Below are 15,493 nucleotides of genomic sequence, written 5' to 3' on the forward strand. Positions count from 1 at the left end.
CTGGAGGCGCGACGCCGAAACGCCGCGCCTTTGTATCACGCCACGATGTCGCTGACGGCTGCCTGGCCTACGGTGGTGACGAGGAAATCCGCCACGCCGTGCCCGGAGAAGTCGACGGCCAACGTACCCAGATTGGTACCGGCTGCGTAGGTCAATACCGCGTCGCCGGCATGCCCGGTGAACGCGTTGACGAAGGTCAGGCCAGCACCTTTGGTGATGCCGCTGAGGTCGATCTTGTCCGAACCCGAGGTGAAGTCAAAGATCTTGTCCGCCGCCCCAGGCTTGGAGTCGGAACTGGCACCGAACACAAAGGTGTCATTGCCGGCGCCGCCCCACAGTTGGTCCGCACCGCCAGCACCGTAGATCAGGTCGTTGCCGGCCCCACCCTTGATAATGTTGGCGGCGTTGTTGCCGATGATCAGGTCATTACCCGCACCCCCGAAGGCGTTTTCGACCGTCACGCCCTTGGCGATGGACACGTTGCCCACCAGGCCGCCCACGTCGGAGAACGAGGCTTCATTGAGGTTGATCTTCTGGTTCTGAGTGAAACCGGAGAAGTCCAGGGTGTCGTTGCCGCCACCGTCCCACACCGAGAACACCAGCTTGTCGGCGTTGGAGGTAGCGCTGAGGAAATCACGCCCGGTGTTGGAATTGAAGCCGTAGGTGGTGTCGCCGGCGCGTGTGTTGTAGTTGGCGCCGTATAGCTTCTGGATTGCTGCGATGTCGTCGATCAGCGGGCCGGAAGCGTAGGCCTCGACGCCGCCTTTGCTGAAGTTCTGGTTGGTGTTGCTCTCGCTCCAGTAACTCATGAGGCTGTAGCCGCGCGTGTCCTGTCCATAGGTCGCGTCTTTGTAAGTCGGCGCGCCTTCGCCGGCGTTGTAGTCGCCAGGGTGAGCCAGGCCGAGGGTGTGGCCGATTTCGTGGGTCAGGGTCTGCCGGCCGTAGTTGTTCAGGTCCGGAGTCTTGTTGGGCGTGTAGCTGTTGTTGGTCAGGTACCACGAGGTGCCGTCGTAGCCTGCACCGGTGCCGGGCAGGTAGGCGAACGCCGCTGCGCCATCCTGGCCGCTGCTGTAGTTGCCGAATGTCATGTGGCCGTCACCGCCGGTGGCTTTCTCGGTGAAGGTGACGTTGGCCACGTCCGACCAGGATTGCATGGCCAGTGCGGCCTGTGCTTTCTGCTGGGCGTTGAACTGGCTGAAGCCCGAGATGCCATGTTTGTTCATGGTGCTCGACGACGCCGAGGTCAGGAAGGTGTAGGTAAGGTCGATCTTGCCGTTGCCGTCAAAGTCCCGGTACGCGGCGCCGTCGCGCAGCAGCTGGGTGGCGGCCTGGTCGACGGTGTAGGATGGTTTGCCGTTGATCGTGAGGTTGCCGCCACGGTCATACAGATGGCTGAAGCTATCGATTTGCGAGTAAGCGGTGCTGGCTTGCGCCGCCGACACGATAGCCTTGTCTTTTACTTTGGACATAAACGTACTTCCTTGTTTGCAAGTGCATCAGTCTTTGATCGATAGGAACCCCGCGGGCGAGATCGTCCTATCACTCGCCTCTTTTGAAGGCGTAAGAAAACTGACACAACTTGAAATCTTTCGTCTACATCTATTTCCGCCGTAAAAAAGTAGCAAACTGCCAACTAGTGAAACTTTTGTGCCGGGTTTATTGGGGCAACTTGGTTTTGTCCGACAAAAAGCAGCGGGCACGTATTTAAATATTAAATAGCACCAATGCCGCCCAAGTTGAGCGGCACAGTTAATAATTGGATCCACTATATTGCCACGGTGTCATTGGCAACATTAAACAGCCATTACTTCAACTAATAATAGGCGTTGTCCCCCATTACCGGGACACACTCCACCCCGTATCGTGTAATGCCTGTAACAGCGTCTCACCCATCAAACCCGGGACTTGCACGCCATCGTCGGTGTTCATGGTTTCACCCGCCAGAATGGCGTTGATGATTGCCTCTTCAACCGCCTCTGCTGCGGCGCTGAACAGCGGCGAAATGTGGTCGTTATTGACCATCTGCAACGCACTGCTGAACGGCAGGCCCTTGCGGCCGTAATCCGCGGCAGGCAGGTCCTGGTTCCCGGTGGCGAAAGCCAGGAACAGATCGCCACTGGAATCTTCGGTGCCGCCGCCGGTACGGGCGATGCCGATGGAGGCGCGTTGCGCCAGACGCTGGCATTGATGCGGCAGCAACGGCGCGTCGGTGGCCAGGATCACCACAATGGAGCCCATGCCCGGCGTACCGCGCTCGGTGAAGGGCGATGGGATGTCCATCAACCGGCGTCCCACCGGATAGCCATCCACCCGCAGCTCCTGGCGCTTGCCATGGTTGGCCTGGACCAGCACGCCGACGGTCCAACCGCCCTGCTCCGCCGGCAAACGCCGCGACGCCGTGCCGATACCGCCCTTGAATTCATGGCAGATCATTCCGGTGCCGCCACCCACCGCGCCCTCTTGTACCGGACCGGCTTCGGCGTTGACGACGGCTTCGCGCACATGTTCGGGTTTCACATGTTGGCCCCAGATATCGTTGAGCAGGCCGTCATAGGTCTCCATCACCACCGGCATGCACCAGTACACCGCCGGGTCCGCGAGGCGCTCGCGCTCCAGGGCGATCAACGTGTCGCGCACAATGCCGATGCTGTGGGTGTTGGTGATGGCCAGCGGTGTGGTCAGCAGCCCTGCTTCACTGATCCACTCCAGGCCCGTGGCATCGCCATTGCCATTGAGCACGTGGTAGCCGGCGAAGCAGGGTTGCTGGCGCGCTTCCCCGGCGCGCGGTTGGATCACCGTCACACCGGTGCGCACTTGCTTGCCGTCGATACGGGTGTTGAGGGTACTGTGGCCCACCCGCACACCCGGTACATCGGTGATGGCATTCAACTCACCGGGTGTGCCCAGCCCCAAAGTGATGCCCAATTGACGTGCGCGCATAACCGCTCCTTACAATTTCTGGAAGACCGGACTCGACCGGCCGCTGATGCAATAGAAAATCACCGACAAGGCCAGCAAGCCGAGGATGATCATGATGTCGCGCACAGACGCCGCATAGATCAAGGTCACCAGCAAGTAACCTGCACCGATGACAGCCAACAGAGCCGGCAACGGCCACAGCGGCATGCGATACGGGTGTTCGCGGTCGCGCAGCAACACGCGGCTCATCAACGCGCTCAACGCCACTACCAGGTACACCAGCATGATCAGCAACACGCTGAATGAGGTGAGGTCCGCCAGGTTGGAACTGAAGCTGAGCAGCGCCGACGGGATCGCCAGGAACAGCGTCGCCAACCAGGGCGAATCCCAGCGCGGGTGAATGCGGGTGAATAGTGTGTTGATGGTCGGCGTCCACAGCGCATCGCGCCCGCTGCTGAATACCACGCGGCCGATCTGAATCACGATGGCGACAATCGCGTTGAATACAGAGAGGAAGATCCCGGCACTGACCAAGCGCGACAAGGTTTCATTGCCGTGGCTGGTGAGCAAGTAGCCGATGGGGTCTGGGCTGCTGATCATTGCGCTCAGGGACGGCGCGCCGATCAGCAGTGCGGTGATCGGTACCAGTTCGATCACCACCACCAAGCCCAGGGACCACAACACGGCCTTGTGCACGCCTTTGCCGCCGCACTTCATGTCTTCGGCCAGCAGCACTGCGGGGCCGTAGCCATTGTAGGAAAACAAACCTATGCCCACCGCACCGATCACCAAGGCCCACGGCGCGAGATGCAGCACGCCGTTTTCGACGATCTGGGGCTGGAACAACACACTCGCCGGCTGCACCGGGTTACCAAACCCGATAAATACGATCACCAGTAGCGCCGCCACTTCCAGCAGCAAACAGGTGCCGGTAATCCAGGCATTGAGCTTGATATTGAGAATGCCCAGGGCGTAGCTGCACACCACAATCACCAGGGCGACGGTTTGCGAGTCGAACGTCGTGCCCAAAGCATTGTTGAGATAGGTCGCGGCCCCGGTGGCCAATACCGGCGGGATGAATAGCAACATCACCAGCACCGTGAGAAAGGTCGCATAGCCAGCCATGCCACCGAACACACGCTTGGCGTACACATATTCACCACCGGCACTGTTGTGGGCGCGACCCAGTTCGGCATAACAAAACGCGAACATCAGCGCGAGCAGGCCGGCCATCACAAACGCCAGGAACACACCACTGCCCGCCTGCTGGATGGCAAAGGGCGCGATCACAAACACGGAACTGGCCGGCGTCACTGCGGAAACGGTGATGGCCACTACATCGAAAACGCTAAGGGTAGGTTTCAACACGCCGTCAGGCGTGGGGGAAGTGCTCATATCGTTATCCTCTGTCGTTGTTCTTGGTGTGAGGCAGAAACGAAAAATGATGTTTTTCGGGATATGTTTCCCGTTGGATGATGAAGACGTTATCGCCCAGGAGCTTGTCAGCCAATTCCCCTATTGGCGTACTCCCCTTGACGGTTCCCGGCAAAAGCCGAACCCTTGAGCGATCTTTTGCTGGCGGGAGCCTGTGATATGAGCCTGTTCCGTGAGGTCGGCATGCACGCTGGCTTGGGCCGTACCGTCGCGCACATCGGTACCCAGGGTTTCTGGAAACAGTTGGTGCTGTTGTTGCACCAATGCCTGCCCTTCGATAACGCGTTGGCGATTTTCTACCCGTTGGAGGGCGCGCCCCAAGCCCTTGAAGAATACGACGCCCAGCCCACCAGCAAACCGGCGTCGATGTTGACGTACCTCAATGGCCTGTATTTGCTCGATCCGTTTTTCCAGGCGTGTCGCGAAGGGTACTCCAGCGGTGTATACCGCCTGGAAGAAGTGGCGCCGGACCATTTCCGACAGAGTGAATACTTCCTCAATTACTTCCATGACAACGTGCTGGAAGACGAGGTGCAATTGATCCTGCAACTGCCGGGGATGGGGACATTGTCACTGTCGTTGGGGATGCAGCGGCGGTTCAGTGCAGAAGACACTGGGCTGATGACGATGATGGCGGCCTGGGTACTGCCGCTGATGCAGCAGCATTGGCAGCAAAGCACCCAGCGCGCCCCGGCCATGGACAGCCAGATCAGGGATGCCTTAAGCCAGTTCGGCTGTGGCGTGCTGTCGGACCGAGAGCTGGAAATCGCCCGCCTGGTGCTGCGCGGGTTTTCCTCCAAGGCCATGGCTGAACGCCTGAATATCTCGCCGGACACGGTGAAAGTGCACCGTCGGCATTTGTACGCAAAGCTGGATATTTCATCGCAGCCGGAGCTGTTTTCGTTATTTATCCAGTCGCTGGGGCATGATCTGGAAAATCCGTAGAGCGATATCGACGTAAAACGGCCGGGCAGCACACGCTGCCTGACCATTTTGCGGTGAGTGGATTTAACTAAAGAATTTAACGTGATCGGCCAACAACTTTACATTATCAATACGGATGGAGAAGTTAGGCCCCTGCGCATTGACTTTCATATCCAGCGTACTCCAACCAAAAGGGCTGTGCTTTAACTGTACATCGCCTACTTCAGCGGGTGCGCGAGGCCGAATATGAATTATCTTTATCTTGTTATTCTTTACCATGTCAGACAAATCAACTTTATCCTCCCTTGGATTGAAGTTGAAAATAGTATCCGGATCATTGCTCGTAGAGTCTGTTAAGTGTTCGTACTTGAAGGTATTCGCACCTCGCGCGCCCACCAACTGGTCACTGCCACCGCCACCGACAAGCACCGAAGCCTCGTCGGGCCTGGCGTTCAGGCGTTCACGGGCGTCTGTGCCACGCAATACAGGAAGGCTGTTTTCGGGACGAGTCCACGTTCCGCTATTTGGCAAACTTTGTACTGAAGACATATGAGGTACCTTTTCATGTAATGATCAATAAAGAAGCTTCGTGAATTGCGGACGAGAACTTCTCACACTGATACCTCCCTTCCAACTCGAACTGTTTTTCCTGTCGTTTCCGGAAAACAGCAAAACATCCCTTAGTCTAATAATTCAACTGAACGTTGCTGGCCACGCTTCGTAGACCAGCAACACTTTCAAATATATTTTGCAGTACTCGACAGCGTTTGATCAGCGGCCCATACGAATCGTATTCCACACCCGCGTGCGAATCCGGTCGATATTCAGCGGCATTGATTCCAGCGCGAATAACTTGCCCATCATGGCTTCGCTTGGGTAGATCTTGGTGTCTGCCTTGATCTCAGGATCGACCAGGTTGTCCGCCGCGCTGTTGCCATTGGCGTAATGCACGGAGTTAGTAATGTCCGCCATCACTTGGGGCTCAAGCAGGTAGTTCATGAACGCGTAGCCGGCCTTTTCATCGGGGGCATCCGCAGGCATGGCCACCATGTCGAACCAGATAGCGGCGCCTTCCTTGGGGATCTGGTAACCGATTTTCACGCCGTTCTTGGCTTCCTTGGCGCGACTCTCGGCTTGCAGCACATCGCCGGAGAAGCCGACGGCCACGCAGATGTCGCCGTTGGCCAGGTCGCCGGTGTATTTCGAGGAATGGAAATACGCCACGTAAGGCCGCACTTTCATCAGCAAGGCCTCGGCCTTTTTGTAGTCTTCGGGCTCCTTGCTGTGGGGCGGCAAACCCAGGTAATTGAGGGCGATAGGCAACAGCTCCGGGCCATTGTCGAGGATGGCTACGCCGCACTTGCTGAGTTTTTCCATGTATTCGGGCTTGAAGATCAGGTCCCAGGAGTCCACCGGGGCGTTATCCCCCAGCACGGCCTTGACCTTGTCGATGTTGTAGCCGATGCCGGTGCTGCCCCACAGGTACGGGAAGCCATGGGCATTACCCGGATCGTTGTTTTCCAGAGTTTTGAGCAGCACCGGGTTGAGGTTTTTCCAGTTGGGCAACTGGCTCTTGTCGAGCTTTTTGAGGGCGCCGCCCTGGATCTGCCGGGCCATGAAATGGTTGGACGGAAACACCACGTCGTAACCCGAGTTGCCGGTCATGAGCTTGCCGTCGAGGGTTTCGTTGCTGTCGTACACGTCGTAGCTGAAACCGATCCCGGTCTGCTTCTGGAAGTTCTTCGTGGTGTCTGGCGCAATGTAGCTGGACCAGTTGTATATTTTCACCGTCTCGGCGGCCTGGCTGATAGAGGCCACCAACATCAAGGGCAACAGGGCAATGGCTTTCATGGTTCGATTTCCTGGCGGTTTTAGGGCTGTTTTTATGGCAGGCGATCAAGGATCAAAGCGTTACAGAATCAGTACGTAGGTCTTGCGCACGGTTTCCTGGATATCCCAGATTCCGGTGCTGTTGGCCGGCAACATCAGTGCGTCGCCGGCTTGTATGTGGACGATTTCACCGTTGTCGGGGGTGAAGGTGCAGCGGCCCTGGATAAAGTGACAAAACTCCTGGGATTTGATCTGGCGACGCCAACGACCCGGCGTGCATGCCCAGATGCCGGTTTCGACGCCGTCGCTGCGCTCTACGCTCAAGGTCGAGGCCACCGCAATCGGCTCGCCCAGGGGCACGGCCACGGGTGACGAGTCCGGCAGGTGGGCATTCAGCGTGTCTTTGAAGTGCGTGATGCTCATGGGTTTTTCCCGTGTAAGTGAAACGACTCAGTGCATGAACCCTTCCATGAATCCGGCCAAGCCGGTCGCCAGCTTGCGGCGCCAAGGGGCGGTGTTGGGGTTGGCCAGCACTTGGTCTTCATGGACAAAACTGCGAATGATCGCGTTGTAACCCAGCCAACGGCAGGGTTCCGGTTCCCAGGCCTTGAGCGCATCAAGGCCGCGCTCGCGGATCACCCAAGGTTGATAGGTCAGTGGCGTGTCGCGACGGAGGATCAAATCCGCCAGAGTGCGGCCACCCAGGTTGGTGGCTCCAACGCCCTCCCCGCCATAACCGCCGGACAGCGCGATGCCGGTGGTGTGATCACAGAGCATGTGCGGTCGAAAATGGCGCGACATACCAAGGTTGCCGCCCCACGAATGGGTAATCCGTACGTTCTTGAGCTGTGGGAAGAGTTCGCCGAACAGATAGCGACGTAGCTCCACTTCGCTATCGGTCAAATCGAAGTTGTGGCGAAGTTTGCCGGCGAACTGGTAACCGCCGCGGGCCCCGAACACCAGTCGGTTGTCTGCCGTGCGCTGACCATAAGTGACCTGGCGGCTACTTTCGCCAAATGCCTGGCCGTGACGCAGGCCAATCTCGTCCCAGGTGCTGGCGGGCAGCGGCTCGGTGGCGACGATCAGGCTTTGCACCGGCAACTGGTAGCGGCCCAACGGCGGCAAGGTGTTCGCGTATCCCTCGACGGCGGGCACTACCCAAGCGGCGCGGACACTGGCCTTATCAGTGCACAGGCTGCCGGACTGCCACTGGGTGACCGGACTTTTTTCGTAAATCGTAACGCCCATGCGCTCCACTGCCCGCGCCAGGCCGCGCACTAGCTTGGCCGGGTGGATCGTGGCGACGTGAGGTGCATAGATACCGCCATAGGGTTTGGCAATGCGGATCTGTTCGGCCAACTGCTGTGGGGTCAGCCAGCGATAATCGGCTTCGGTGAGGCCTTGGGCGTAGAGCTTGTCCAGGTAGGCACGCAGGCTGCTCTCCTGCTCGGGGTAACGGGCCGCGCAGTACAGCGCGCCGCCCTTGCGGTAGTCGCAGTCGATGCCTTCGCTGGCCAACACGTGGGCGACTTCATCCGGAATGCTGTGCAGCAGGTCGAATGAGGCCCGGCGTTGTTCAGGTGCCAGGCCGGCCAGCAGGCGATCTTCGCCCAGCAGGTTGCCCATCAGCCAGCCGCCGTTGCGGCCCGATGCACCGAAACCGGCGGTTTGAGCCTCGATAATCGCAATCTTCAGCTCAGGCGCCTGGCGTTTGAGGTAGTAGGCGGTCCAAAGCCCGGTGTAGCCAGCGCCGATAATCGCCACATCGACGTCCAAGTCGTGTTCCAGGGTCGGCCGCGCCACCAGCGGGTCGTCCAGTTGGTCCATCCATAAACTGATGTTGCGCCATGCCGGCATGCCAAGCTCCCCAACCACGTTTCGATGGGGCTGATCCTAGGGCCGGCGGTTATTCGTTGTCTTGCGCGCGTGCACGCAGGGAAATTTGTTTGACGTAGGCCTTGGGCGACTGGCCGGTGTGCTGGCGGAAGGCACTGTAGAACGCCGACAGCGAATTGAAACCGGCGGCAAAGGCCAGGTCGTCTACCTTGATCGGCGGGCGCGCGTTATCCAGCGCGGCGAGCAAATGCTGCAGGCGCGCCTGGTTGACGTAGCGATAGAAGCTTTGACCCAGCACTTGGTTGAGCAGGTAGGAAATCTGATTGCGGCTGTAACCGCACTCCTTGGCGACTCGCTGCAGGTCCAGTTCCGGGTCCAGATAAGGCTGCTTACGTTCGAAATACTGCTGCAGGTCATTGGCCATATGCCCCAATTGCTGGGGCGACAGGCCCAGGCGGCTGACGCTGGGGCGTTGGGCCTGGGACGGTTGTTCGTGCACCAGTGACGCGTATTCATTGACGCGCCAGATCAACCCATCGCGCACGGTGATGGCCTCGCTGGTACGGAATGACACCAGCCCATGGCCACCACGCAGAGTGATGCGGTACTGGATAAAGGCGGTATCTCCGTCGGCGCGGATGCGGTCGGTGTGTTCAATCGCTTCGTCAGCTTCGCGTGGCATGCTGGCTTGCAGGTAATCGCGCAGCTCGGCGTAACCGACTACGCGGTTCTGGAAAAAGTCGTGGTACTGGATGTCCGGGTGGTAGTAGGACATCACCCCGTCCAGATCGCGATGGCGCCAGCACAGGTGATGGCGTAATACCAGGTCGCCCGTGGCTTGGGTATGCAGGCAATCATCGTCGGGAGCGATGTCAGGCATGGTGAGCTCTGCAGCGGGAAAACCGTGGAGATTGCCGAAATTCGGTGGTGCGTTCAATGGCCAGGTGCAACTTCGGACTAATGGCCACTTGCCCATTTCTGAGCAGGACATGACCCACATCAACCGTTAGGAAAACAACCGCCGAACGGGATGAAAAAAGTCACCTCCGGTTAAGAGCGAATGCTATTTTTAAGCTCTACAACGCCAAGACCAGTGACGGTCATGGCCCCCTGCCGCGAGCTAAAGGAAGCGCTCAATGAACAAGGTGGGCAACATGAATAAAGTGACGTTCCCCAACGCCTGCCAGCTGATGCGCTGGCATTTTCATCCAATGGGCTTCGAGGGCAGCATGGACGCGCCCGGCAGCATGATCGCCCGCCTGTTTGACCGCGTCAGCGGCGAAACCCTGATTGCCATCGCCGGCATCCCTTGTGCCACGGTCATGAATGCCGCTGACGTAGAGCGGATTATCGAGGCGGTGGAGGATGAACTGGCGTCGTTTGTGCCACCGCTGTCACTGCGGGCCTGAGCGATCAGCCATCAGCCGCGCTGATCGTCAAAAAACGCTTTCTTTCCATCTACATGCTCCGAGGCCTTCGGCATATTCACGGCCTGGCCTTCGGGCTTCTCCACATACCAATAGCAATGGCTGACCGCCCGGGTAATGCCGACGTAAGCCAGGCGCAGCGCTTCGTCTTTTTGTGCCGTGTCATAGGGTTCGCTGTCGCCAGACTTGCCCAGACCGGCCATGCGATAGACCTGGTTTTTGTAGGGGGAATGGGTGAGGTGTTGGCAATCCCCAAGCAGGAACACGGCGTCCGCCTGTAAGCCTTTGGCACTGTGATAGGTCAGCTGTTTCAGCCTGCGAGCTTGAATCGGCAAATTAGAATCCACATTAACTACAGACTGAATACGCTCTTGAATCAGTAACTTATCGCTACTTTTTCGATACAGCATTAACACCGATTCGCCCTTCTGATAATGCTCCAGCAACTGACGGCCCAGCGCCGCGTCGTCACGCTCCAGCACCTTGACCGGCTGCAACGCCTTGGGCACGCCGCTGGCTTTTGCCTTCTTTCCGGGGATCGCCGGCGCGGTGCGCACGATGTGCTCGGCAGCATCGATAATGTGTTGGTGGCTGCGGTAATTCTCGCCCAGCATCACCCGCGTGGTGCTCGGCGACGGGAATTCCTGATTGAACTCCATGAAATACTTGGGTGAACTGCCCCGCCAGCCATAGATCGATTGCCAGTCATCGCCCACACACAACAGCGAAGAATGCTGGGCACCACGGCCCACGTGCATCGCGGGGCCACGGCTACGGATTTCTCGCAGGCTGGCGCGGATCCACGAGACAATCTGCGGCGACACGTCCTGGAACTCATCGATCATCAGATGCGACAGCGGCCGTAACAGCGGGTCGCTAAGCAGCTTGAGGTTTTCGGGAGTGTTTTCACCGAACAGCGAGAACATGCGGTTGTAGGTCATGATCGGCGGTGACTGGTCAAGCAGATGGTCTTCCAGGGCCTTCCAGAAAATGCTCAGCGCCTCGAAGAAGAAGCGGTCCGGATCGTCCTTGGCGAAAGTCATCTGACCCACGGCGGTCGGAACGTCCAACCCAAGGTTTTCGATAAAGCCGGCCGCCATGACAAAACTGTCGAGCAACGGGGCACCAGCCAGTTCACCTTTAACCTTGTAATCAAACCCGGGGCCGGAGGACGCATCCCCAGCCAAGCTGCTTAAAAGGCGCTTGGATGATTCATAATTATCCAACCAAATTAGAGGCTTACGACAGAAAGCTTGAAACAAGGTTCGCTTCACTGCCCACTCCGCACGCAGTGACAGCTTGGCGTTGGGCCGACTGAGCTGGGCGTTTTCCCGCGAATCGAAACCCAGCACTACCCACGCGTCCAGCTCAGGGATATAGCCATGGCAATGGAACTGCGCGCCATTGATCTCAATGGTCTTGCGACTAGGCTCAATGCCTTTGATCGGCCAGGCACCTGCGCGAAACCATAGATCTTCGATTGCATCGCACAGCTCTTCATCTCGTTTAGCAGCCAGTTCGGTCACCGCCACGCGCTTTTGCACATCCGGGTGGTCACGTTCCAGCTCCTTGAGCTGCAAGCCATGCCGAGCCAGGGGCGCGATCAACGCTTGAAAGCGCGGGTGCTGCCCGTAAAGTCGGTGGTAGCAGGCATTCATTTGTTGGCGCTGGGCGTCGTTGATGCGCAGGTCGAACGGATTACTGTCGGCATCCTCGAAACCTGAACTCAGGTTCTCAAACGCTTGCAGGCGCTCAAAACCCGGCAGGCTGCGGACCATCGGCAGGATGCGCGAGTGAAAGGTGCGCACTACCGCCTGGGCTTCTTTCATGCCAAGCGGTCGACCCCACAAGCTGAGAATATCCATAAGCTTGTTGATGAAATCCTTGCGCGACTCGCGGGTGAAGGTCACCACGGTCATCGAACTCAATTCAAAGCCCAGGTAATGGGTAAGCAACAATATGCGCAGGACCAGCGAGGTGGACTTACCCGCACCGGCCCCGGCGATCACTGAGGTGGACGGCGTGTCACTGAAGATCATCTTCCATTGCGCCGCACTGGGCTGGGCATGGGCCGGCAGCAAGCGAGCCACGTCGGCCTTGATGCGTTTCTTCACGTCCGCCGTCAAGGGCAATCGCCAATCATCGAACAAACTGTCATCGACACCGGGCGCACGATGCTCTTCGGGACGAAAGTCGCGTATCAACAGGACTTGTCGACCTTCCTCGATACCATCGGCCTTGCCCTCACGATAGCCATACTCCACACCCGCTTCGTGACCGCTGCGAAAACCATCGGCCTGACCGTGCAACCAGGAAAACCGGTGCTGTGCGCGCAAACGGGTCAAGCCATGGCCAAACAGGCGTGCAGCCAGGCGTTTCAACAGAGGCATTTGCGCCAATGGGAGCAGTTCGGGGGGCAGATCAGGCTTTTGTTGCGGCACGCGGACTCCTGCGGTGAGCTGGTTTGTGACAAGTGCGCCATGGTCGCCGGAATCGGCGCTCAGTTCCAGGCAATTGCTTTGCTGTCATGCAGTTAGCCGATGAAGTGAAAGTCAAAACACCGCTAACCAATCGCTTTACCTGATAGGAATCAGGCATTTTTTACGCTTTTTATCGATCATGGCCTACGGGATCATAAGCGCCATCAACAGGAGACGATCATGCTTGAACTTCGACCTTTCAACTCCCTGGGCGGCGCCCACCATGGCTGGCTTGATGCCCATCACCACTTCTCGTTCGCCGAATACCACGACCCCAAGCGCATGCACTGGGGCAACCTTCGCGTGTGGAACGACGACATTATCGCGCCAGGTACGGGCTTTCCACAGCATCCGCACCGTGACATGGAAATCATCACCTATGTGCGCGAAGGCGCCATCAGTCACGCCGACAACCTGGGCAATAAGGGCCGGACTGAAGCCGGCGACGTGCAGGTTATGAGCGCAGGCACTGGGATCGCCCATAGCGAATACAACCTGGAAGCGACGCCGACAAAGATTTTTCAAATCTGGATCATCCCGAACGAGGCTGGTTTGCCGCCCTCCTGGGGCGCAAAGCCATTTCCGAAAGGTGACCGCGAAGGGTTTGTCACCCTGGCCAGTGGCAAAGCCGGTGACAGCGAAAGCCTGCGCATTCGGGCTGATGCGCGCTTGGTGGCAGCCAACCTGAAAGCCGGGGAAACGGCAGAGTATCGCTTGGACAGTGGCCGCCGTGCCTATCTGGTGCCAGCCACGGGAGTGATTGAAGTCAATGGCTTGCGTGCGCAAGCGCGGGACGGTGTTGCGATTGAAGATGAGCGGGTGTTGCGGGTCACGGCGATTGAAGACAGCGAGATCGTACTGGTCGATCTGGCCTGAGCTGAGTCTTCATCCCGATAAATGTGGGAGGTGGAATGTCCCCTCCCACATGGTTTTCGGTGTTACTGGGAAATGGCGCCGTCTACCAGTACCTGGGCCTCTTCTACCAGCTGTTTGAGGTGATCTTCGCCGATGAAGCTCTCTGCGTAGATCTTGTAGATGTCTTCGGTACCCGATGGCCGTGCAGCGAACCAGCCGTTTTCGGTCATTACTTTCAGACCGCCAATGGCTTGATCGTTGCCCGGCGCGTGGCTGAGGATCTGCTGGATGCTTTCCCCAGCCAGTTCGGTGGAGGTCACCTGCTGTGGGGACAGCTTGCCCAGCAAAGCCTTCTGCGCCGGGGTGGCCTTGGCGTCGACGCGAATGGCGAACGGCTCGCCAAGGGCGTCAGTCAAACCACGGTAGATCTGGCTCGGGTCCTGGCCTTTGCGCGAGGTCATTTCCGCAGCCAGTAGCGCTGGGATCAGACCGTCTTTGTCGGTGCTCCACACCGTACCGTCTTTGCGCAGGAACGACGCGCCGGCGCTTTCTTCGCCGCCAAAACCCAGCGACCCTTCAAACAAGCCATCGGCAAACCACTTGAAGCCTACCGGCACTTCATACAGCCGACGGCCAATGCGCGCGGCCACACGATCAATCAGGCCGCTGCTGACCACGGTCTTGCCCACGGCTGCATCCGCGCGCCAGTCGGGACGGTTCTGGAACAGATAATCGATGGACACGGCCAGGTAGTTATTCGGCGCCAACAGGCCGCCGGACGGGGTAACAATACCGTGGCGGTCGTGGTCCGGGTCGCAGGCGAAAGCGACGTCGAAACGTTCCTTGAGCCCGATCAAACCCTGCATGGCGTAGCTGGAGGACGGATCCATGCGGATCTGGCCGTCCCAGTCGACGCTCATAAAGCGGAAGGTGGAATCGACTTCAGTGTTCACCACGTCCAGGTTCAGGCGGTAGTGCTCGGCAATCGCCGACCAATAGCGCACTCCTGCTCCGCCCAATGGGTCCACGCCCAGGCGCAGATCAGCGCTGCGGATGGCGTCCATGTCGATCACATTGACCAAGTCGGCCACGTAGCTGTTGAGGTAGTCGTGACGATGGGTGGTGTCAGCCTTGAGTGCCTGGGCGTGTGTGATGCGTTTGACCCCGGCCAGCTTATTGGCCAGCAACTCGTTGGCTTTGGCTTCGATCCACTTGGTGACGTGGGTATCAGCCGGGCCACCATTGGGCGGGTTGTACTTGTAACCACCACTTTGCGGCGGGTTGTGGGACGGCGTAATGACGATGCCGTCCGCCAGCCCGCTGGTACGGCCACGGTTATAGCAGATGATGGCGTGGGAAATCGCCGGGGTCGGCGTGTATTCATCACCCTCCGCCAGCATTACATGGACGCCGTTGGCCGCCAGGACTTCCAAAGCGCTCGCGCCGGCAGGGGTCGACAGCGCATGGGTGTCGAGCCCGACAAACAGCGGACCGTTGATGCCTTGGGCTTCGCGGTACAGGCAGATGGCCTGACTGATGGCGAGTACGTGCCATTCGTTAAAGCTCAGCTCGAAGGAGCTACCACGGTGCCCCGAAGTACCGAAGGCCACACGTTGGGTGGAGATCGCTGCATCAGGCTGGCCGGTGTAATAGGCCGTAACCAGTCGCGGGATATCCACCAGCAACTGGGCCGGCGCCGGTTTGCCCGCAAAAGGACTGATTGTCATGCATAAACCTCGGATAGAAGGATCTGGAAAAATGGCAGTTTACTGAGAGTTCGACTACGGC

General features: G+C 58.6%; 13 protein-coding genes. 3 read left to right on the forward strand and 10 right to left on the reverse strand.

Translation table 11 applies throughout. The features are described 5' to 3' along the window. Positions 1–35: 35 nt before the first annotated feature. From ACVWXD_RS10365 to ACVWXD_RS10375, 3 genes are all read right to left on the reverse strand, one after another. Positions 36–1,469 (reverse strand): serralysin family metalloprotease, encoded by a 1,434-nt coding sequence (locus ACVWXD_RS10365; protein ID WP_032891484.1) that lies wholly within the window; start codon positions 1,467–1,469, stop codon positions 36–38. A gap of 367 nt (positions 1,470–1,836) precedes the next feature. Next, on the reverse strand, positions 1,837–2,940 hold the full coding sequence (locus ACVWXD_RS10370; RefSeq protein ID WP_179178994.1) for a DmpA family aminopeptidase: 1,104 nt from the start codon (positions 2,938–2,940) through the stop codon (positions 1,837–1,839). Between the two features lie 9 nt (positions 2,941–2,949). After that, positions 2,950–4,314, reverse strand: coding sequence for an APC family permease (locus tag ACVWXD_RS10375; RefSeq protein WP_032891482.1), 1,365 nt, complete (start codon positions 4,312–4,314; stop codon positions 2,950–2,952). 198 nt (positions 4,315–4,512) lie between these two features. On the opposite strand from ACVWXD_RS10375, the gene ACVWXD_RS10380 reads away from it, so the two are divergent. Next, complete coding sequence (locus tag ACVWXD_RS10380) at positions 4,513–5,298, forward strand: helix-turn-helix transcriptional regulator (RefSeq protein WP_122753306.1); 786 nt, start codon at positions 4,513–4,515, stop codon at positions 5,296–5,298. 63 nt (positions 5,299–5,361) lie between these two features. On the opposite strand, the gene ACVWXD_RS10385 is transcribed toward ACVWXD_RS10380, so the two are convergent. The 5 genes from ACVWXD_RS10385 to ACVWXD_RS10405 all read right to left on the reverse strand — a co-directional run bounded on the left by ACVWXD_RS10385 (position 5,362) and on the right by ACVWXD_RS10405 (position 9,823). Continuing rightward, positions 5,362–5,826 carry a M10 family metallopeptidase C-terminal domain-containing protein gene (locus ACVWXD_RS10385; protein WP_181643887.1) on the reverse strand — a complete coding sequence of 155 codons (465 nt, stop codon included), beginning with the start codon at positions 5,824–5,826 and terminating at the stop codon, positions 5,362–5,364. A gap of 222 nt (positions 5,827–6,048) precedes the next feature. Next, a complete protein-coding gene (locus tag ACVWXD_RS10390; protein ID WP_181640013.1) occupies positions 6,049–7,128 on the reverse strand; it encodes a polyamine ABC transporter substrate-binding protein in 1,080 nt (359 codons plus the stop codon). 60 nt (positions 7,129–7,188) lie between these two features. Next, positions 7,189–7,530 (reverse strand): cupin domain-containing protein, encoded by a 342-nt coding sequence (locus ACVWXD_RS10395; protein WP_032891477.1) that lies wholly within the window; start codon positions 7,528–7,530, stop codon positions 7,189–7,191. A gap of 27 nt (positions 7,531–7,557) precedes the next feature. Next, positions 7,558–8,964, reverse strand: coding sequence for an NAD(P)/FAD-dependent oxidoreductase (locus tag ACVWXD_RS10400; RefSeq protein ID WP_181643888.1), 1,407 nt, complete (start codon positions 8,962–8,964; stop codon positions 7,558–7,560). 49 nt (positions 8,965–9,013) lie between these two features. Further along, the gene (locus ACVWXD_RS10405; RefSeq protein ID WP_099602456.1) at positions 9,014–9,823 is read right to left on the reverse strand and encodes a helix-turn-helix transcriptional regulator; all 810 of its coding nucleotides are present in this window, start codon (positions 9,821–9,823) and stop codon (positions 9,014–9,016) included. Between the two features lie 256 nt (positions 9,824–10,079). Here ACVWXD_RS10405 and ACVWXD_RS10410 point away from each other — a divergent pair, with 256 nt between their 5' ends. Beyond that, positions 10,080–10,352, forward strand: coding sequence for a DUF1652 domain-containing protein (locus ACVWXD_RS10410; protein WP_032891472.1), 273 nt, complete (start codon positions 10,080–10,082; stop codon positions 10,350–10,352). 11 nt (positions 10,353–10,363) lie between these two features. Here ACVWXD_RS10410 and ACVWXD_RS10415 read toward each other — a convergent pair whose 3' ends face one another. Continuing rightward, a complete protein-coding gene (locus tag ACVWXD_RS10415; protein WP_457370973.1) occupies positions 10,364–12,811 on the reverse strand; it encodes a UvrD-helicase domain-containing protein in 2,448 nt (815 codons plus the stop codon). A 219-nt stretch (positions 12,812–13,030) separates the two neighbouring features. On the opposite strand from ACVWXD_RS10415, the gene ACVWXD_RS10420 reads away from it, so the two are divergent. Then, positions 13,031–13,726, forward strand: coding sequence for a pirin family protein (locus tag ACVWXD_RS10420; protein WP_095184810.1), 696 nt, complete (start codon positions 13,031–13,033; stop codon positions 13,724–13,726). A 62-nt stretch (positions 13,727–13,788) separates the two neighbouring features. On the opposite strand, the gene pgm is transcribed toward ACVWXD_RS10420, so the two are convergent. Continuing rightward, positions 13,789–15,432: a phosphoglucomutase (alpha-D-glucose-1,6-bisphosphate-dependent) gene (gene pgm / locus ACVWXD_RS10425; RefSeq protein ID WP_032891469.1), complete on the reverse strand. Its 1,644-nt coding sequence runs from the start codon at positions 15,430–15,432 to the stop codon at positions 13,789–13,791. Positions 15,433–15,493: the final 61 nt, after the last annotated feature.

The sequence above is a fragment of the Pseudomonas sp. TE3911 genome (genome assembly GCF_054062775.1).